Here is an 18054-nt window from a genome sequence, read left to right on the forward strand (position 1 = left end):
GGTATCGATGAAAAGAACATTTAATCCCTCATCCGTCCGCCGCCCTTTCGGCAATTACAATCACGGTCTGCTGGTGCCGCCGGGCGCGAGCCTGCTGGTCACATCCGGCCAGCTCGGCATCGGTCTCGACGATCGCATTCCGCCTGACGTTACGGCCCAGGCCGAGCTGTGTTTCAAGGCGATCGGCTCTATTCTCGATGAGGCCGGCATGAGCTTTGCCGATGTCATCCGTATTGGCGGCTTCGTCACCACGCGCGAGGATTTTCCTGCCTACATGGCCGTGCGCGATCGCTATGTCCAAAATTCAGCACCGGTTTCCACGCTGCTGATCGTCGGCGGATTTACCAGAGCCGAGTTTCTGGTCGAGGTCGAGGTCACGGCGGCGAAGGTGATGTGATGACGAGCAGTCATCAGGAGTGCCCGGCCGATGCTTCGATGCCCCATATTTTGGGGCTGTATGAGACACATCTGACGGTTGCCGATCTCCAGCGCTCGATCGCATTCTACCGGGATATCCTGCAGCTGGAGCTTGCGACTGTCATCGAAGACAGACGTGTCGCCTTCCTGTGGATCGACGATAAGAGGACGGGCATGCTCGGTCTCTGGGAAACCGGCAGCGCTCCTCTCAGAATGCGTCTCCACATTGCGTTCAGAATCTCTCTCGACGATGTCCTGCGCTCCGCCGCCGCTTTAAAGGCTCATGGCATTCAGCCGAAAGGCTTCAATGGCGAGCCGCTCGATGAGCCGGTCGTTCTGGGCTGGATGCCGTCCGTTTCGCAGTATTTTTCCGACCCCGACGGGCATTCGATCGAGTTTATCCATGTACTTGAAGCGGAGGCGGATGCGGGTTTCGGCGTAAAACCCTATTCGCAATGGTTGTCGCGGCCGAAACCGGTAGCTTGACCAGCACAGGCCGAAGCGCCTCGCAGTCGACTTTCCGTCGGCCTCCTTTTCGTTTATGCGGGGGATACGAGCAATACTGCCGATACGGCCAATCGCAGGCCGCACAGCGGCATGGATGACGAGAATGACGCAGAATATCTACGACGATCCGGGCTTCTTCGAAGGCTACAGCCGCCTGCAGCGTTCTATCGACGGACTGGCGGGTGCCGCCGAATGGCCGGCCATCCGTGCCCTTATGCCCGACATGAAAGGCCTCGAGGTTGTGGATCTCGGCTGCGGTTTCGGTTGGTTCTGCCGTTGGGCGGCCGAGCAGGGGGCTGCCGGCGTGCTTGGGCTGGATGTCTCTGAGAAGATGCTGGAGCGTGCCCGTACGGAAACGGCGGATGCGCGGATTCGCTACGACCAGGCTGACCTGGAGAGGCTTCAGCTTCCCAAGGCGAGCTTCGATCTCGTCTACAGTTCGCTCGCCTTCCACTATATCGAAGGCTTTGCCGGACTGCTGGCAACGATCCGTCAGGCGCTGAAACCCGGTGGCCGGCTGATCTTTTCTATCGAGCATCCGATCTATATGGCGCCGCGACAGCCCAATTGGCTCGATGATGCCGAGGGCGGCAATATCTGGCCGCTCAGCGCCTATCAGATCGAAGGACCGCGGGTGACGAACTGGCTCGCCGACGGCGTCGTCAAGCAGCATCGCACGATGGGTACGACGCTCAACCTTTTGATCAGGTCCGGTTTCACGATTGCGCATGTCGAGGAATGGTCGCCGAGCGACGATGATCTCGCGACCCATCCGGATTGGGCGATCGAGCGCGAGCGGCCGATGTTCCTGCTGATCTCCACGTGCATCTGAGATGAGCTTCGGCGGATTCTGCAGCTTCGGCTCCCATACCGGTTTTTCCTTTTGTTGATAGATTTTATAGAGAACTAATTGCTCGCGAAGGACCACTTCCGTAAAATGTCGTTTCTTGAGGCGCATCCATCCTCTCGATAATGTTGGCTGACCGGTGCGAGTTAGGGAATAGCGGGATGAACATGAAAACCTCCGTGGCAATCGAGAAGGCGGTACCAATCGCCGACCCCGATATTGCGCGCACCGAGTTTCGCAACGCCATGGCGCGGATGGCTGCGGCCGTGAACATCGTCACGACCAATGGCCCGGCCGGGCTTGCAGGCTTTGCCGCGACCGCGGTCTGCAGCGTCACGGACAGCCCGCCGACCCTGCTCGTCTGCCTCAATCGCGGTGCTTCGGTTCATCCCGCAGTGACTGAGAATGGCGTGCTTTGCGTCAACGTCCTGTCGGAAGGTCACCAGGACCTCTCGCGTCTCTTTGGCGGCAAGACGCCAGTCGCCGAGCGCTTCGCTGCGGCCGCATGGTCGGAACTATCGACCGGCTCGCCGGCGCTTGAAGATGCTCTCGTTTCGTTCGATTGCCGCATCGTCCGTCAGGCCGACGGCGGAACACACGATATTCTGTTCTGCGAAGTCGATGCCATCCGTCAACGCAGCAATGGCCAGGGACTCGTCTATTTCGACCGGGCCTATCATCCGGCGGGTCAGGCCGAATAGGCCGGCTCTTGCACACTGGCCTTTATGCCAGGAAATCCTTGATTGCCGCCGTGATCAGCGCGGGATGTTCGCGATGCGGCGAATGCCCGGTGTCCGGCAGGATATAGACCGGTCCGCGCCCGGCCGCGATCCGCTGCGGATGGGCTTCGGAGCCATATTCGTCACGCTCTCCATGGATGGCGAGCACCGGGCAATGAAGCTTTTCAAGTGCTGGATCGAGGGTCCAGCCGGCGCGTTCGGGAGCAAGCCATGTGTCGATCCATGCGCGCAGCACCCAATCGGTCTTGCTGCCGTGATATTTGGCAAGCCGGGCGAAGGTTTCCGCCGATGCGAATTCCTGTTGCGCCACCCTGATACCGTTGAGGGTTCTTTCCTCCACGAAAGCCTGGGCGGCAATGGTGATCACGGCCTGGCAGTGCTCGCCAAAGATCGCTCCCGTCTCCACGGCCATGCCGCCGCCCACACTGTGCCCGCAGGCGATGAACTCTCGAATGGAGAATTGTTCGCACAGCAGCGGCACGGCCTGCTCGGCTTCCAAAGCAATGAAGTCCTGCCGCAAAAGATCCGTGCGGGCATCCGACCGACCGAAACCCAATCGATCATAGGCGATCACCCGGCGACCGAGGGAATGGGCAAGCTGCTCCGGGAAATCTCTCCAGAGGGTGACGCATCCGAGCGAGTCGTGAAAAAGGATTACCGGTTCCGGCAAGGTCTCGGCATCCGGCGTCCATGATTTGGCATAGAGGCGCCCGGCGGCGCTCTCGATCCAATGCTCCGTTTCGACGATGCCGGTCATTTCTTCAGTAGTTTTCCTGATACCATTCCACAAAGCGGCGCACGCCCTCGTCGACTTCGATCTGCGGCTTGAAGCCGGTCAGGGCCACCAGCAAGTCCGGAACGGCATAGGTATTATGGACGTCGCCGGGCTGCATCGGCAGCATCTGGCGGATCGCCTTCTTGCCGAGCATCGTCTCGATGGTTTCGACGAAGGTCATCAGTCCGACGGGCTGGCCGCCGCCGATGTTGACGACGCGAAAGGGCGCGTTCTTCGACAGCGTATCGATAACCGTCTCCGATACGATCCGGTTTTCCTCCGACGGCACGACGCCGATCAGGCGCACGATGCCTTCGACGAGATCGTCGATATAGGTGAAATCGCGGCTCATCTTGCCTTCGCCGTAGATTTCGATCGGCCTGTCATTGCGGATGGCGTCGACGAATTTGAACAGCGCCATGTCAGGGCGGCCCCAGGGGCCATAGACGGTGAAGAAGCGGAAGGCGGTCGTCGGGATGTGGAAGAGATGGGCATAGCTATGCGCCATCAGCTCCATGCTCTTCTTGGTCGCCGCGTAGATCGTCATCTGCTCGTCGGCCTTGTCGCTTTCGGCAAAGGGGATCTTTTCGTTGGCGCCGTAGACGGAGGAGGTGGAGGCAAGCAGCAGATGCTTCGGCTGCAGGTTTCGCGCCAGTTCCAGGATATTGAACGAGCCGACGAGGTTGGAATCGACGTAGGAGCGCGGATTTTCCAAGCTGTAGCGCACGCCTGCCTGAGCGGCAAGGTGAACGATGACATCAGGCTCGGCAAGCTCGGCCGCATGGTCCAATGCGGCCTTGTCCTCCAGCATTCCGACGACAGCCTTGAAGCCGTTGGATCGCGCCAGGATCGCCGTGCGCTTCTCTTTGAGTTTGACGTCGTAATAGGGCGTCATGCCGTCGAAGCCGACGACGAAATGGCCCTCATCGAGCAGGCGCTTGGCGAGATGAAATCCGATGAAGCCGGCGGTGCCGGTGATGAGATAACGCATTGATCGGCCTTTGCTTAAAGCATTTCCAGGAAAAAACGCGTAGCGGTTTTCCATTCGGGATGCGTAGACGCTCTAAAGTGTGTCGTCGCTCGAGGGTCTGCCGACGCTTGTATAGGCAAAGCCGTGCTTTGTGACCTCGTCATGGCGATAGATGTTTCTAAGGTCGACGAGGACAGGCGATTTCATGACGGATTTGAGCCGGGCAAAGTCCAGCGCGCGGAACTGGTTCCACTCGGTGACGATGACGAGTGCATCGGCACCGCGAGCCGCATCATAGGCGTCGTCGGTATAGGTGATATCGCCCATGACAAGCCGGGCATTGTCCATGCCCTCGGGATCGTAGCCGGTTATCGTGGCGCCGGCGTCCTGCAGCGTCTGGATGACCGAGATCGCCGGGCTGTCGCGCATGTCGTCGGTGTTCGGCTTGAAGGTCAGGCCGAGGACGGCGATCGTCTTGCCCCTGATGTCGCCGCCCATGGCCGCGATCACCTTGCGGCCCATGGCGCGCTTGCGATTGTCGTTGATCGAGATCGTGGTTTCGATCAGGCGCACGGGGGCGTCGTAATCCTGGGCGGTCTTGGCCAGCGCCAGCGTGTCCTTCGGGAAGCAGGAGCCGCCGTAGCCAGGGCCGGCATGCAGGAATTTCGAGCCGATGCGGCCGTCGAGGCCGATGCCGCGCGAGACTTCCTGCACGTTGGCGCCGACCTTCTCGCAAAGATCCGCCATCTCGTTGATGAAGGTGATCTTCATGGCGAGGAAGGCATTGGCTGCGTATTTGATCAGTTCCGACGTGCGGCGAGTGGTGAAGAGCAGCGGCGCCTGGTTGAGGTAGAGTGGCCGATAGACTTCGGTCATGACGCCGCGGGCGCGGTCGTCATTGAGGCCGATGACGATGCGGTCCGGCCGCTTGAAGTCCTCGATGGCGGCACCTTCGCGCAGGAATTCCGGATTGGAGACGATGGCGACATCGGCGTCCGGATTGGTTTCGCGCACGATGCGCTCGACCTCGTCGCCGGTGCCAACAGGCACGGTCGACTTGGTGACGATGACGGTGAAGCCTTTGACGTGCTCGGCGATCTCGCGAGCGGCGGCATAGACATAGGAGAGGTCGGCATGGCCGTCGCCGCGCCGCGAAGGCGTGCCGACTGCGATGAAGACGACGTCACTTGCGGCGACGCTCGTCTCCACATCCGTGGTAAAGGAAAGGCGGCCGGCGCGGACATTGTCTGCGACGAGTTGCTCCAGGCCCGGTTCGAAGATCGGTATTTCGCCGCGCCGCAGCGCCTCGATCTTGCTCGTGTCCTTATCGACGCAGATGACATCATGGCCGAAATCGGCAAAGCAAACACCCGACACGAGCCCTACATAACCCGAGCCGATCATCGTGATGCGCATGAAATTTCTATCCTTTTTGCTGGCGCCGCGTTGGCGTCGAGACGCAAAAGCGGGGAGGCGATCGCCTGCGCTTATACACAGGATCGCCGGTGACGCCTATATGCGATGCAGGGTTTAGGGGAATTGCGACAGAAGTGTCACAAAGGTTGTTGGTTTTCCCGCGCGCAATTCGGGCGTTTACCCCGATTTCCCAGTGAAACGAAGCCTTTGTACTTTAAGCTTATCATCGCCTATTGTTTGTAGCTGGCGGTATGTTGCCACACGACAAATTAGGGGCGGTCGTTGCTGAGGGAACGGCGGTTTAATGGGCGGTTCGGGATTATTGCATGAAATCGAATTTTGCCGTGCGTACAATGCGGGCTGGCGAGCTGGAACTCGCCCTGGAATGGGCCCGGCAAGAGGGATGGAATCCAGGTGTCGACGACGCGCTCGCCTTCTGGGAGGCGGACCCGTCCGGCTTTCTGATCGGCGCCATCGGCGAGGTGCCCGTCGGCTGCATCTCCGTCGTCCGCTATGGCGAGGCGTTCGCCTTTCTTGGCCTCTACATGCTTCATCCGGAGTTTCGCGGCAAGGGATACGGCAAGCAGCTCTGGAACAAGGGGATGATGCTCGCAGGCAATCGCATCATCGGGCTGGATGGCGTCGTCGCGCAGCAGGAAAACTATCGGCGGCACGGTTTCGAGACGGCCTATCGGACCCTGCGCTATGGCGGTATCCCCAAAGTGCCCGATGTGGAGGAGCTGCAGGCACGACAGGTGGTGCCGGTCGCGGATGGCAAACTCAATGGGCTGATCCACTATGATGCGGAAATTTTCCCCGGCTTGCGTCATTCCTTCATCCGCGCCTGGTGCGGTGCTCCCGAGAGACGCAAGTCCTTCATCGTCGGTGGGGGAAGCAGGGTGCGGGGTTATGGTACCATCCGGCGCTGCTTCGAGGGCTACAAGATCGGTCCGCTGTTTGCCAATAAGCCGGAGGTCGCGCTTGCCTTGCTGGCGAGACTGCTTGCTGAGGCCAAGGGTGCTCCAGTCTATCTGGATGTGCCCGTAGAGAATGCCCAAGCCGTAAGATTTGCCGAGGAATGCGGTCTGTCGCCGCTGTTCGAGACGGCGCGGATGTATCGTGGTCAAGCGCCTGAGATGCCGCTCGACCGCGTGTTCGGCGTCACCACGCTCGAACTTGGCTAGCCGGTCCTGATCCGGTGTCCGCAAAGCCGGCGATCTTAACCTTAACAAACGATTAATGGCCGGATCGAGGCTCTAACCAGCCTCGGGATGCTGCATGTTTTACGTGTCCGTTATATAGGTTGTGCCGGGGCGCCAAGGGGGAAACTGAGCAATGACAAGCTCATTTTCTGTATTGGAGTCGGGTTATGCATGTAATGGAAACTATTAACCGCCAAACTTGGCGTAGTCCTTGGGCCTTGCGGGATTATCGTCGCAGCAGCGGGTATCTTAACGAAGGCGAGCGCGCCGCCTTTGCCATCGCTGCCCCGCAAACGGGCAGGGGACGCATTCTCGATATCGGTGTCGGCGGGGGCCGCACAGCCGGTCTCTTGCGTGCGGTTGCCAGCAACTATGTCGGCGTGGATTACACGCCGGAGATGGTCGAGCTTTGCCGCAAGAACCATCCTGACCTCCGTTTCGAGCATATGGATGCGCGCGATCTTTCGGCGTTCCGCGATGAAAGCTTCGATATGGTCGTCTTCAGCTATAACGGCATCGATTCCGTCGATGCGGCAGGAAGGCTTGCCATTCTGCACGAGGCGGCGCGCGTCCTTACTTCGGGCGGGGCCTTCGTCTTTTCGACGTTCCACCGCGGCTGGCGAGGCTTCGATCACCGCGTCGACTATCGCCGGCTGGAATGGACGTCCAATCCGGTGCGGCTTGGCCTGCGGACCCTGCGCTATGTCGAGGGGCGTATTTCTGGCACGCTGCGCCAGCGTCGGCTGAGGCCGCTCGAGGAGCGGGACGGCGAACATGCGATCATGCTGCATGGCGCGCATGATTTCGGCGTCATGGTCTATGCGACGACGCCAGCGCAGGTGCATGCGCAACTGGCCGATGCCGGCTTTGCCATGCCGGCACTGCTGCTCGATCTCGACGGAAAGCCGATCGGCGCGACAGCCTCGGCCGAGCACGAATATTTCCATGTCGTCGCCCACAAGCCAGGCGTTTGATAAGGAAGGCGACCGGCCGGATAGGGGCAATCCAATGACCCTGTCCGGCCGGTAGCCGGGAAAATTCCTGTTGGAGGTGCTGATTCGTCATGCAAAAAGCCGAATCTCCTGAGACAACAGGGTCGCTTTCCCAAAAACAAAGCTTTATAGATGCGCGGGTTTGAGCAAGGCGCGCTGCCGCGCGCAGGAAGCGGGAATGGATAATGACGAACGTTGTAGTGATCGGCTCGCAGTGGGGCGATGAAGGCAAAGGCAAGATTGTCGACTGGCTTTCGGAACGCGCCGATGTGATTGTACGCTTTCAAGGCGGCCACAATGCCGGTCACACGCTTGTCGTCGATGGTGTCAGCTACAAGCTCGCGCTGCTGCCCTCCGGGCTCGTGCGTGGCAAGCTGAGCGTCATCGGCAACGGCGTCGTCGTCGATCCCCACCATTTCGTCGCGGAAGTCGAGAAGCTGCGTGCCCAGGGTATCGCGGTTACGCCCGATGTGTTGCGCATTGCTGAAAACGCGCCGCTGATCCTGTCGCTGCACCGCGATCTCGACGCCTTGCGCGAAGATGCCGCCTCCAACAGCGGCACGAAGATCGGTACGACGCGCCGCGGCATCGGCCCAGCCTACGAAGACAAGGTCGGCCGCCGCGCCATCCGCGTCGTCGATCTGACCGAGCCGGAAACGCTGCCTGCCAAGATCGACCGGCTCCTGACCCACCACAACGCCCTGCGCCGTGGCATGGGCCTCGATGAGATCTCTTTCGATGCCCTGCACAACGAGCTTACCTCGGTGGCAGAGCACATTCTTCCTTACGTCGACCAGGTCTGGCGGTTGCTCGACGAGCAGCGCAAGGCCGGTGCCCGTATCCTGTTCGAAGGTGCGCAGGGCGCGCTGCTCGACAATGACCACGGCACCTATCCGTTCGTGACCTCGTCCAACACGGTGGCAGGCCAGGCAGCCGCGGGTTCGGGCCTCGGCCCGACGGCGCTCGGCTATGTGCTTGGCATCACCAAGGCCTATACGACCCGTGTCGGCGAGGGACCTTTCCCCTGCGAACTGCATGACGAGATCGGCAAGCACCTGTCGACCGTCGGCCGCGAAGTGGGCGTCAATACCGGCCGTCCGCGCCGCTGCGGTTGGTTCGACGCCGTGCTGGTGCGCCAGACGGTGAAGACCTCGGGCATCACCGGCATCGCGCTCACCAAGCTCGACGTGCTCGATGGTCTCGACGAGCTGAAGATCTGCGTCGGCTATAAGCTCGATGGCAAGGAAATCGATTACCTCCCGTCGAGCCAGGCGGCGCAGGCTCGCGTCGAGCCGATCTACATCACGCTCGAGGGCTGGAAGGAATCGACCGTCGGCGCCCGCAAATGGGCCGATCTTCCGGCACAGGCGATCAAGTATGTTCGCCAGGTGGAAGAGCTGATCGGTGCGCCGGTGGCGATGCTTTCGACCAGCCCGGAGCGCGAGGACACCATACTTGTGACGGACCCCTTTGAGGGCTAAGCTCACGAACCTATGACGAATCCCGGCCCGGCTGCCCGCCGGGCATCATGAGAAAGTACTGATGGCGGATTTTGTAGCAGTCATTCGACGGGCCGTTGACGGCCTGACGGAAAACAATCCCGAGATGCGGGTCAAGGTTTACGATCGAGCTCGTGGTGCCGTTCAGCGGCAGCTCGAGAGCATGAAGCCGCGCCCGCCCGAGGAAATGCTGCGCCGCCAGCTCGACAAGCTTGAAGCTGCGATCGTCGAGGTCGAAGCCGAACATGCGGAGGCCTTGCCGGGAGCTGAGGAGCCAGTCGCCGAAGCGCCCCTGGTGCATGAAGAGGTCGCTGCCGAGCCTGTCAACGACCATTACGCGGCCGAGGACGCGCATGCCGAGCCGCTTGCGGAAGAGCCGGCACCAGCGCCTGCGGAGGCGCATGCCCATGAAGAGCCCAGCGCGGCGCATGACGACCACGAGCATCATGGCTATGAGGAGCCGGCTGCACATATCGAGCCGGACCGTGCGCACGAGCACCAGCCTGCAGAAGAGTGGCGGGAGCCTCACTACGAGGAAGAGCCTTATGCTCCGGCCGCCGAACACGTCGGCGCCGAGCACCATGCCGAGGTTCACGAGGAGCCGACCCCGGAGCCGGTTTATCACGAAGAGCCGCAGCATCCTGTGGAACAGGCGCCGGCAGTTGTTGTCGAGCCCGTCCGCGCTTCGTCAAAGCCGGTCGACGACGTCATAAGCCAGGTCGAGCAGATTTGGGCGGAGGTCGATGCGCCGGCCGCCCATGCGGCGCCTGAGCCGGTTGCGTCCCTCCACAATGAGCCGGTCATGCCGGCGGCTGCTTTTGCGGAAGCACCGTTCGGGCAGCCCGTCGAGGGACCCGTCAACACGAAGGCAGCCACCACCAATACGGGCTTTGCCTGGGACGCGGATGTTTTCGAAGAGATGCAGCCCGCGCCGGCCACGGCGAATCCGGCCCAGCAGCCGGCTCGACAGATGCCGGAAAATGCTTTCGACGATGTCGATCTCTTTGCCGATGTGCATCCGTCCCGGAAGGCCGCCTCGGAGGCCGATGCTGCCAATGACGGCTGGCGCGAGCTCAAGGAACTTGCCGGTTTCGACAAGCGCGCCGAAGACGAACGCGGCGGCGGCCCTGCCGTCCCGCCCGATCTCGATCAGGCGATGGCCGCAAAACTGCAAGGCCGCAGCTTCCGCATGGAGCCGAAGCGCCGTCGCATCAATGTCACCGGCATCATCGTCACCCTCGTCGGCCTTGGGGTCGTCGGGGGCGGTGGTTATGCAGCCTGGCTGAACCGCGATGCGCTCAACGGCATGGTGACGAAGCTCGTCAGTTCCGCACCGAAGAAAGCGGCGACACCGGCGACTTCGGATACGGCAAGCAACAATGCTGCAGCTAGCGGCAATGCGGCGGCACCCACCAAGCCGGCGGCCGCGGCGCCGCAGCAAAATAGCGCGGCGGCTCAGCAGCCGTCGGGTGCCGGCAACACGGATGTCGCGGCCTTGGGGAGCGACCCGAACACGGTCAATACGAAGTTCACACAGCGTCTTTTGACCAATGGCACAGAAGAGGACGAAGGGCCGGCGCCGAACGGTCAGCCGGGTGTGGTCGAAGGCAAGTCCGTGGCCGAGCAGAACGTTGCCGCCGCGGCACCCTCCGCCGCCGCAACGCCGCCTGCTTCCAACAATGCCGGTGCTCCCGCGCCGCAAACCCAGGCGCCAGCGACCGCCGCATCGAACACGCCGTCAACATCGACGGATCAGCCGGCGCCCGCCGCCAACCAGCAGCAGGCGGCCGTCGCCAATCAACCGCCGCCGGTGACGCAGCAGACGGCTCCGGCAACCGACGGACAGAAGGTTTTCCTCTATGAGGAGCGCCTCGGCCAGACTTCGCCGACAGCCTTCCAGGGTACGGTCACCTGGTCGTTGCAGGAAGGCAAGGGGGCTGACGGTCGACCAGAGCCTTCGGTGCAGGGTCTCATCACCGTTCCGGACCGTGGCCTGTCCGCGACGATCACGGTCTCGCGGAATTCTGATTCCTCATTGCCGGCCAGCCATCTGATCGAGCTTGCCTTCCAGGTGCCGCCGAACTTCGAGGGCGGAGCGATCGACAACGTCCAGCGTGTCGCATTGAAGGCGACCGAGCAGGATCGCGGCGATGCCCTCATCGCGGTGCCGGCCAAGGTCACCGACGATGTGTACATGGTGGCGCTCAACGATTTCCCGGATGCGCGCAAGACCAATCTCGATCTTTTGAAGACCCGTAACTGGATCGACATTCCGGTCGTCTATCGCAACGGCCGACGGGCGCTGTTGACGATGGAAAAGGGTCCGACTGGCACCGACGCCTTCAACAAGGCGATTGCGGAGTGGCAGGCGCTTGGCGGCGTCGCCTCGAGCGGCCAGTAAGCCCTTCTGAAATCAACGGATAACGGAAAAGGCGGGCTTTTGGCCCGCCTTTCTTTTATTCATCGAATGTTTCGAGCAGGAGGCTTTACGCCGTCGCTTCGACGACGCGCAGCGCCTTGGCGCGTTCGAGCGCATCCTTCTGCACGGCTTCCTGAACCTTTTCGAAGGCACGGACCTCGATCTGGCGGACGCGTTCGCGGCTGATGTCGAACTCGGACGACAGATCTTCCAAAGTCACCGGCTCTTCGGAAAGGCGGCGAGCCTCGAAGATGCGGCGTTCACGGTCGTTCAGGACGCTCATGGCGCGTGCCAGCATGCGGCGGCGCGTATCGAGCTCATCCTGTTCGATCAGCACGTCTTCCTGGCTGTCGTGATCATCGACAAGCCAATCCTGCCATTGGCCGGAATCGCCTTCGGAAGCCTTTATCGGCGCATTCAGCGAAGCGTCGCCGGAAAGGCGGCGGTTCATCGAAATGACCTCTTCCTCCGAGACGTTCAGCTTGGTGGCGATCTCGGTGACATGCTCCGGCTTCAGGTCGCCGTCGTCGATGGCCTGGATACGGCCCTTCAGGCGGCGCAGGTTGAAGAACAGGCGCTTCTGGTTGGCAGTCGTGCCCATCTTTACGAGCGACCACGAGCGCAGGATATATTCCTGGATCGAGGCCTTGATCCACCACATGGCGTATGTTGCTAAACGAAAACCGCGTTCGGGATCGAATTTCTTCACGGCCTGCATGAGGCCGACATTGCCTTCCGATACGACTTCGCCGATCGGCAGGCCGTAGCCGCGATAGCCCATGGCGATCTTCGCCACGAGGCGCAGATGGCTGGTGACGAGCCTATGCGCGGCCTGACGGTCGGCATGTTCCGCATAGCGCTTGGCGAGCATGTACTCTTCCTGCGGTTCCAGCATGGGGAACTTGCGGATCTCGTCGAGATAACGATTGAGGCCGGCTTCTCCGGCGGCGATGGACGGTAAGGTATTACGGGCCATGATTGTGCACCCTCCTATTCGAGATTTGGTTCCTTCTGGGGGCGTATTTCGAGCGCCTTCTGCGAAGCGGACCAAGGCGTGCGGGTCCGGGGACCCCGCACTGAACCAATGTAAAGATAAGTACGGCGAAACGGTGATTCAAGGATGTGGTCACGCAAGTGTTATAGCAGCGTGACCGCAAGCCTCGCCGTGACATCGCCCTTGGGATTACCCTCCCGAACGGCCCGGCGCCATATGACGTAGCCATATCGGCCTCCAAAACGCGGTCGCGTTTTCGGTCGGCACAGGCGCTCGGACTTCGGTCCTTCATGGTTCGTATTATAGGGCGGGAGGCGGCGGGCGTCCAGTTGGACAAAATGCGGAAGCAATCATGTCTCTATTCGCAACGCCCGTATAAGCGCTCGTTTCCACTAACGACTTCAAGCAGGACATTGGGGCTGACAAGCAGAAGGTTTGCCACCTGATTCGCTGTTTCCAAATATTGCCGGTCGGATACATCCAAGTCCTTCGATGGCGGATTATCGCTTTGGTGGTTATTTGCAATCAGCGCGTCAACGTCCGTTCTGATATGATAGGAAATTCCCTTCCTGAATATATACCTGAACTCATACGTAGACTTTCCAAGTGTTATAGACTTGGATGCGGTATAGCCGTTTATTTTCTGGAACCTAACGGGAAGGTTCTTGCAAGATTTCGCGATGGCGTCCTCATTGTCCAGGCTAATCATATCCAGGATGGTCCATGTGCCCTGGATCTGATCAAGCAAGCGATCGTTCCGGTTTGAATCTACTTTACCTGCTTCCCCAATCGTCAAATGGGCTCGATCTGAAAGGGCGGGCATGACCATTTCAAGAGATGCGGCAAATTCATCCTTCAAGGGTGAGGTCTGTCCAATGCTTGGCGCTGTTAATAGAAATATCAATATAATCAAAGATTTACGCACTATCTTCTCCGCAGTGCCAACGATTTTTGAAAGCGCTATTGTTCGCAGCGAGCTAATAACAATGGCACGCCATCATTGATGGTCATCAGAACTTTCTGTGAAAGCTGGATAACGGTCACCACCTGATTTGCGTTGTGCAGGGTATTCGCGAGAAAAAGATCTTTCTGTCCCTCGTAACCAAGCGAGCTGTAAAACTTGAGATCCGCCTCGAAATCCCTTCTGACATTATATTGCGTTCCACTATCGCTGATGTAAACGTCTTTTACCGGCCTCCCTCCAGCATTGCTCTCCAGGGAAAATGAGTAGTCTGACAATCTGGTGAAAGTGACGGGATTGTCGTGGCAATTCTTTTCCAGCTCCTCCTGATCTGCACTTCGACGGGAGTCGGAGGCAAACCAAGCCCAACGATTGTTGGTGATCAATCCCATCAACATCTCGTGGCGTAACTTTGCGACGGCGGTTGGCACCACATTGGGCGATACTGGAAAATAAAACTTTGCCTTTGCCTGCCGAAACTCGTCCAGATGCTGTGCCGACATTGCGGGATTCGCGAAAATGGCAGTCAGCAGGACTATTAATGGGACTGCAAGAACCGACCGCATCATCTTCTCCATCGAATGGTCTTTCACATGGCTGTTATCGCCCGCATATGATGCCATGCATGCCATCGACGGCGGATTCGGACAACCTCGGAGATGTAGCGGAACTGGGGACAAGCATGCGGTCTGTTTTCGATACAGCCGCGCAGCAGTAGTCTAACACCATACTCCCCCGGGACAGCGATCGAAATTGCGGACGCGCGTCTCCTACTCCCTGAGCGCCTCAACCAGCTCTTCCATATCATCAGGCAGCGGCGCTTCGAAATGCATGACCTCGCCGGTGCGTGGGTGCTCGAATTGCAGCATATAGGCGTGCAATGCCTGGCGCGTGAAACGATGGACGGCCTGCTTTGCAGCTTCCGGCAGGAGATTGGCCTTGGTCTTGAAGCCGCCGCCATAGACGGCGTCGCCGAGCAGCGGGTGGCCGATATGGGCCATATGCACGCGGATCTGGTGCGTGCGACCGGTTTCGAGGTGGCATTCGATCAGCGATGCGAGGGCGATCGCGTCCTGTCCTTCGTGGAAGCGCTCCAGCACCTCGTAATGCGTGATCGCTTCATCGGCATCGTTTGAATCCGGGCGCTTGACCGCGCGGCGCGTGCGGTCGGTGCTCGAGCGGCCCAGAGGCGCATCGATCGTGCCGATGAGCTGACGGGGGCGGCCCCAGACAATCGCTTGATAGGCACGCTCCAGAGAGGTCGTGCGGCCGTGGTCGGCAAATTGCTGCGACAGATGCCGGTGGGCGACGTCGTTCTTGGCAACAACCATCACGCCGGTCGTGTCCTTGTCCAGCCGATGCACGATGCCCGGACGGCGGACGCCGCCGATGCCGGAAAGGCTGTCGCCGCAATGGTAGATCAGCGCATTGACCAGCGTGCCCGTCCAATTGCCGGCGGCGGGGTGGACAACCAGTCCTGCAGGCTTCGAGATGACGATGACGTCCTCGTCCTCGTAAAGGACATCGAGCGGAATATCCTCGCCCTGCGGCGTCGGGTCTTCCGGCTCTGGGAGGGTGATTTCATAGACCTCACCGGGGCGTACCTTGCGCTTGGCATCCGTTACCGGCGCATTGTTAAGCAGAACCGCACCATTCTTGATCAGCGCCTGCACGCGGCTGCGGGAAAATTCCTCGCCGATCTCGGCCGTCAGCCACGTATCGAGCCGCCCTTCGGCACTTTCATCGGCGGTTAGGACTTTTCTATTGCTCTCGGCTTCTTTAAAGGGGTCGCTCAAACGTATTCTCCAGCGCACAGAGCGCTCTTCAGGAAGTAAGGACGCATCGATGACGAATCTCGAGCCAGACGATCAAGAGGAAAAGCCCCTCGATCCGGCCCTGGAGAAAGTCCGACGCAAGATGATACGCCTGCAGATCGTCTCTGCGGCCGTCATGGTGGTGAGCCTTATGGCTGTCTTCGGCGCCGTTGTCTACAAGACGATGAAGCCATCGGCGAAGCCTGCGGGGCAGGCCGCGTCCAGCATCCCGTCGGATGCTCCCGTTGCCGTGACGGCTCTGCTGCCGGCGGGCTTTGCCGTTCAGTCCACGGCGCTTTCGGGCAATCAGGTGCTGTTCTACGGCACGCTCGCCAGCGGCCAGCGCCAGGTGATCGTCTTCGATTACGGTATCGGCCGCATCGTGGCGACCATATCGCTGTCCAACTGACGGCTTCAGGATGACGAGCGAGCGGCTCATCGAGATTACGCATCCCGACGATCCGCGCATCGCCGAATTCCGGGATATCCGCGAGCGCGATCTCACCGGCCGCGACAGTCGCTTCATTGCGGAAGGGACCGTCGTGTTGCGGCTCCTCGCCGGGGCGCATGCGGCGGGCGGCGACTTTGTCGCCGAAAAGGTGCTGCTGCTTAAGAACCGCCTCGCGGGAGTTCGCGACATCGTCGAGAGCTTACCCGCCGATGTTCCGGTCTATGTCGCCGGCGCCGAAGTGCTCGACGGCATCGTCGGCTTTCATCTGCATCGCGGCGTTCTGGCGCTGGGGCGCAGAACGACGGAAGACGCGATCGGCGCCTTTCTCGACCGCCTCCCGAAGCAGGCGCTGGTGCTTGCCGGCTGCGGCATTTCCAATCACGACAATATGGGTTCCATGTTCCGCAATGCCGCGGCCTTCGGCGCGGCTGCGGTGCTGCTGGACGAAAGCTGCTGCGATCCGCTCTATCGCAAGGCGCTGCGGGTTTCGGTCGGCTCGATCCTGACCGTGCCCTATCGTCGGCAGTCGAGTGGCGCCGATTTGCTTGCGGCGCTTACCGAGCGTGGCTTTGCCATCTGGAGCCTCTCGCCGCGAGGGACCGTCGATATTCGAGATGTACCGGCCTGCGACCGCATGGCGCTCGTGGTTGGCACGGAAGGGGACGGCCTGCCGGAGAGCATTCTTTCCGCTTTCGGCAGCGTGCGGATTCCGCAGGCGCCTGGGTTGGACAGCCTCAATGTCGCGACGGCAAGCGGCATCGCGCTTTTCGAGATGGCCGCGAAGAACGGGCGCATCTGAGCAGGTCGTGTCTTGCGCTTAGGGATGCTTCGGCAGTATCGCCGCCACGCGGTCGGCAAGGCTGATGCGCGCGCCGGGTTCTGCCTGATCTCGATCCTTCGGCAGCAGGCCAAGGATCGGTGAACCGTCGCCTTCCTTGAGCGCAGTCAGCGCCACCATGTTGGCGGCGATCTTGGCGATTTCCTCGCGCATGGCATCGTCATGTGCCGGCGTGCGGGCTTTCAGCAGGCGGTCCGATAGGGCGGCTGCCCGATTGCGAACCTCTTCCGTCATTTGGGTGATCTCGTCTTCCACCGTTCGTTGCGGTTCCGGCACCTGCGGCGGCTCCGGTATGGTCCCTTGCTCACCAGCACCTCCCGCGATCAGGGATGCGGCGGAGAGTTTCGGCGTTCTTGCCGGCTTTTTCGGCGGCGTGAGACCGGCGGCACGAAGCGCCTTGCCTGCTTCCCTCGATTCCTTGACGGCGGCCTCCAGCCGCTCCTTCAGGCGGACGATATCCTGGGTATGGCGTTCGATCGCCGTTTCCTTGTCGGCGCTGCCGGCGATCTCGCGATCGAGCCGCTCCTCGAGCCGCTTGGTCTTGTCGTTTTCCTGACGCAGCGATTGTTCGGCATCCGCCGCGCGCAGGCTTGCCGCGTTCAGATCCCGCCGCAGTGTGTCGCGCTCGTCCCGCAATGTGTTCATGCGCAGCTTCAGGCTCTCGATTTCGGTTTCGCGGGTTGCGAGGTCGATCCTGAGATTGTCGGCGTCGGCGCCCATTTTCGTCATCCGCTTGCGCAGCCCGTCGATATCGGCTTCCTTTTCGGCGCTGGTCTGCTCGGCGGTGTGGATGCTCGACTTCAGCTGGCTGATATAGCTTTCCTCGTGACGCAGGCGCGAACGCAGTTCGCCTGCTTCCACCTCCAGATCGTCGATGCGGGTCTGCAGCTCCGTGCCTCCGGCGGAGAGGCGGCTCGCCTCCTGCTGAAGCTTGCCGTTATGGATCTGCAGCGCGACTGTCTTGTCGCGCTCCTGCGTCAGGGCATGTTCCGTCCGGGCGTTTTCGGCCGCGAAAAGGGCACGCGCCATGTCCTTCTGCGCGCGCACTTCCTGCGGGCTCAGCGGCATGGTCGCCTTCAGGCGCTTCTCCGTGAACCAGACGATGCGGCGATGGATTGCCGGCGCGATGAGGAAGACCAGAAGAGCGGCCGTCAGAAAGCCCAATCCGAACAAGAGAGCAAATTGAATCACGACGCGGCCAGTATCCTGGAG

18 protein-coding genes are annotated in these 18054 nt (G+C 60.8%); 10 read left to right on the top strand and 8 right to left on the bottom strand.

Annotation, left to right across the window (positions count from 1 at the left end; genetic code table 11):
- The first annotated feature begins 7 nt into the window (after positions 1 to 7).
- The 4 genes from ACIQWP_RS06185 to rutF all read left to right on the top strand — a co-directional run bounded on the left by ACIQWP_RS06185 (position 8) and on the right by rutF (position 2472).
- The gene (locus ACIQWP_RS06185; protein WP_402783527.1) at positions 8 to 397 is read left to right on the top strand and encodes a RidA family protein; all 390 of its coding nucleotides are present in this window, start codon (positions 8 to 10) and stop codon (positions 395 to 397) included.
- Positions 397 to 903 (top strand): VOC family protein, encoded by a 507-nt coding sequence (locus ACIQWP_RS06190; protein WP_402783529.1) that lies wholly within the window; start codon positions 397 to 399, stop codon positions 901 to 903. The genes ACIQWP_RS06185 and ACIQWP_RS06190 overlap by 1 nt, the downstream gene beginning before the upstream one ends.
- 124 nt (positions 904 to 1027) lie before the next feature.
- Positions 1028 to 1756: a class I SAM-dependent methyltransferase gene (locus ACIQWP_RS06195; protein ID WP_402783531.1), complete on the top strand. Its 729-nt coding sequence runs from the start codon at positions 1028 to 1030 to the stop codon at positions 1754 to 1756.
- A gap of 176 nt (positions 1757 to 1932) precedes the next feature.
- The gene (rutF, locus tag ACIQWP_RS06200; RefSeq protein WP_402783533.1) at positions 1933 to 2472 is read left to right on the top strand and encodes an NADH-dependent FMN reductase RutF; all 540 of its coding nucleotides are present in this window, start codon (positions 1933 to 1935) and stop codon (positions 2470 to 2472) included.
- Between the two features lie 22 nt (positions 2473 to 2494).
- On the opposite strand, the gene ACIQWP_RS06205 is transcribed toward rutF, so the two are convergent.
- The 3 genes from ACIQWP_RS06205 to ACIQWP_RS06215 all read right to left on the bottom strand — a co-directional run bounded on the left by ACIQWP_RS06205 (position 2495) and on the right by ACIQWP_RS06215 (position 5672).
- Complete coding sequence (locus ACIQWP_RS06205; protein WP_402783535.1) at positions 2495 to 3268, bottom strand: alpha/beta fold hydrolase; 774 nt, start codon at positions 3266 to 3268, stop codon at positions 2495 to 2497.
- Positions 3269 to 3272: 4 nt separating this feature from the next.
- Positions 3273 to 4277, bottom strand: coding sequence for an NAD-dependent epimerase (locus ACIQWP_RS06210; RefSeq protein WP_402783537.1), 1005 nt, complete (start codon positions 4275 to 4277; stop codon positions 3273 to 3275).
- 72 nt (positions 4278 to 4349) lie between these two features.
- Positions 4350 to 5672 carry a UDP-glucose dehydrogenase family protein gene (locus tag ACIQWP_RS06215; RefSeq protein WP_402783539.1) on the bottom strand — a complete coding sequence of 441 codons (1323 nt, stop codon included), beginning with the start codon at positions 5670 to 5672 and terminating at the stop codon, positions 4350 to 4352.
- Between the two features lie 326 nt (positions 5673 to 5998).
- On the opposite strand from ACIQWP_RS06215, the gene ACIQWP_RS06220 reads away from it, so the two are divergent.
- The 4 genes from ACIQWP_RS06220 to ACIQWP_RS06235 all read left to right on the top strand — a co-directional run bounded on the left by ACIQWP_RS06220 (position 5999) and on the right by ACIQWP_RS06235 (position 11766).
- Positions 5999 to 6856 (top strand): GNAT family N-acetyltransferase, encoded by an 858-nt coding sequence (locus tag ACIQWP_RS06220; protein ID WP_402783541.1) that lies wholly within the window; start codon positions 5999 to 6001, stop codon positions 6854 to 6856.
- 236 nt (positions 6857 to 7092) lie between these two features.
- Entirely contained in the window at positions 7093 to 7848 is a 756-nt protein-coding gene (locus tag ACIQWP_RS06225; protein ID WP_402783543.1) for a class I SAM-dependent methyltransferase, read from the top strand.
- A 203-nt stretch (positions 7849 to 8051) separates the two neighbouring features.
- Positions 8052 to 9347, top strand: a complete 1296-nt coding sequence (locus ACIQWP_RS06230) for an adenylosuccinate synthase (protein WP_402783545.1) — start codon at positions 8052 to 8054, stop codon at positions 9345 to 9347.
- A 61-nt stretch (positions 9348 to 9408) separates the two neighbouring features.
- On the top strand, positions 9409 to 11766 hold the full coding sequence (locus ACIQWP_RS06235) for a hypothetical protein (RefSeq protein WP_402783548.1): 2358 nt from the start codon (positions 9409 to 9411) through the stop codon (positions 11764 to 11766).
- A gap of 85 nt (positions 11767 to 11851) precedes the next feature.
- On the opposite strand, the gene rpoH is transcribed toward ACIQWP_RS06235, so the two are convergent.
- The 4 genes from rpoH to ACIQWP_RS06255 form a co-directional block, all read right to left on the bottom strand.
- The gene (gene rpoH, locus ACIQWP_RS06240) at positions 11852 to 12760 is read right to left on the bottom strand and encodes an RNA polymerase sigma factor RpoH (RefSeq protein ID WP_402783550.1); all 909 of its coding nucleotides are present in this window, start codon (positions 12758 to 12760) and stop codon (positions 11852 to 11854) included.
- A 376-nt stretch (positions 12761 to 13136) separates the two neighbouring features.
- Entirely contained in the window at positions 13137 to 13703 is a 567-nt protein-coding gene (locus tag ACIQWP_RS06245; protein WP_402783552.1) for a hypothetical protein, read from the bottom strand.
- Between the two features lie 35 nt (positions 13704 to 13738).
- Positions 13739 to 14362: a hypothetical protein gene (locus ACIQWP_RS06250; protein WP_402783554.1), complete on the bottom strand. Its 624-nt coding sequence runs from the start codon at positions 14360 to 14362 to the stop codon at positions 13739 to 13741.
- A gap of 147 nt (positions 14363 to 14509) precedes the next feature.
- A complete protein-coding gene (locus tag ACIQWP_RS06255) occupies positions 14510 to 15535 on the bottom strand; it encodes an RluA family pseudouridine synthase (protein WP_402783556.1) in 1026 nt (341 codons plus the stop codon).
- A gap of 49 nt (positions 15536 to 15584) precedes the next feature.
- Between ACIQWP_RS06255 and ACIQWP_RS06260 the strand changes: the two genes are divergently transcribed.
- Entirely contained in the window at positions 15585 to 15962 is a 378-nt protein-coding gene (locus ACIQWP_RS06260; protein WP_402783558.1) for a hypothetical protein, read from the top strand.
- A 10-nt stretch (positions 15963 to 15972) separates the two neighbouring features.
- Positions 15973 to 16803, top strand: a complete 831-nt coding sequence (locus ACIQWP_RS06265; RefSeq protein ID WP_402783560.1) for a TrmH family RNA methyltransferase — start codon at positions 15973 to 15975, stop codon at positions 16801 to 16803.
- Positions 16804 to 16821: 18 nt separating this feature from the next.
- On the opposite strand, the gene ACIQWP_RS06270 is transcribed toward ACIQWP_RS06265, so the two are convergent.
- The gene (locus tag ACIQWP_RS06270) at positions 16822 to 18033 is read right to left on the bottom strand and encodes a hypothetical protein (RefSeq protein WP_402783562.1); all 1212 of its coding nucleotides are present in this window, start codon (positions 18031 to 18033) and stop codon (positions 16822 to 16824) included.
- Positions 18034 to 18054: the final 21 nt, after the last annotated feature.

It is taken from the genome of Rhizobium sp. NPDC090279, from assembly GCF_044769665.1.
GTDB lineage: Bacteria > Pseudomonadota > Alphaproteobacteria > Rhizobiales > Rhizobiaceae > Rhizobium.

What these genes read in the sequence shown, in the direction of transcription:
- ACIQWP_RS06250 (WP_402783554.1), bottom strand. Translation starts at nt 14,362, where the DNA reads ATGGCATCATATGCGGGCGATAACAGCCATGTGAAAGACCATTCGATG.
- ACIQWP_RS06220 (WP_402783541.1), top strand. Translation starts at nt 5,999, where the DNA reads ATGAAATCGAATTTTGCCGTGCGTACAATGCGGGCTGGCGAGCTGGAA.
- rutF (WP_402783533.1), top strand. Translation starts at nt 1,933, where the DNA reads ATGAACATGAAAACCTCCGTGGCAATCGAGAAGGCGGTACCAATCGCC.
- ACIQWP_RS06235 (WP_402783548.1), top strand. Translation starts at nt 9,409, where the DNA reads ATGGCGGATTTTGTAGCAGTCATTCGACGGGCCGTTGACGGCCTGACG.
- ACIQWP_RS06190 (WP_402783529.1), top strand. Translation starts at nt 397, where the DNA reads ATGACGAGCAGTCATCAGGAGTGCCCGGCCGATGCTTCGATGCCCCAT.
- ACIQWP_RS06260 (WP_402783558.1), top strand. Translation starts at nt 15,585, where the DNA reads ATGACGAATCTCGAGCCAGACGATCAAGAGGAAAAGCCCCTCGATCCG.
- ACIQWP_RS06210 (WP_402783537.1), bottom strand. Translation starts at nt 4,277, where the DNA reads ATGCGTTATCTCATCACCGGCACCGCCGGCTTCATCGGATTTCATCTC.
- ACIQWP_RS06205 (WP_402783535.1), bottom strand. Translation starts at nt 3,268, where the DNA reads ATGACCGGCATCGTCGAAACGGAGCATTGGATCGAGAGCGCCGCCGGG.
- ACIQWP_RS06265 (WP_402783560.1), top strand. Translation starts at nt 15,973, where the DNA reads ATGACGAGCGAGCGGCTCATCGAGATTACGCATCCCGACGATCCGCGC.
- ACIQWP_RS06215 (WP_402783539.1), bottom strand. Translation starts at nt 5,672, where the DNA reads ATGCGCATCACGATGATCGGCTCGGGTTATGTAGGGCTCGTGTCGGGT.
- ACIQWP_RS06195 (WP_402783531.1), top strand. Translation starts at nt 1,028, where the DNA reads ATGACGCAGAATATCTACGACGATCCGGGCTTCTTCGAAGGCTACAGC.
- ACIQWP_RS06230 (WP_402783545.1), top strand. Translation starts at nt 8,052, where the DNA reads ATGACGAACGTTGTAGTGATCGGCTCGCAGTGGGGCGATGAAGGCAAA.
- rpoH (WP_402783550.1), bottom strand. Translation starts at nt 12,760, where the DNA reads ATGGCCCGTAATACCTTACCGTCCATCGCCGCCGGAGAAGCCGGCCTC.
- ACIQWP_RS06185 (WP_402783527.1), top strand. Translation starts at nt 8, where the DNA reads ATGAAAAGAACATTTAATCCCTCATCCGTCCGCCGCCCTTTCGGCAAT.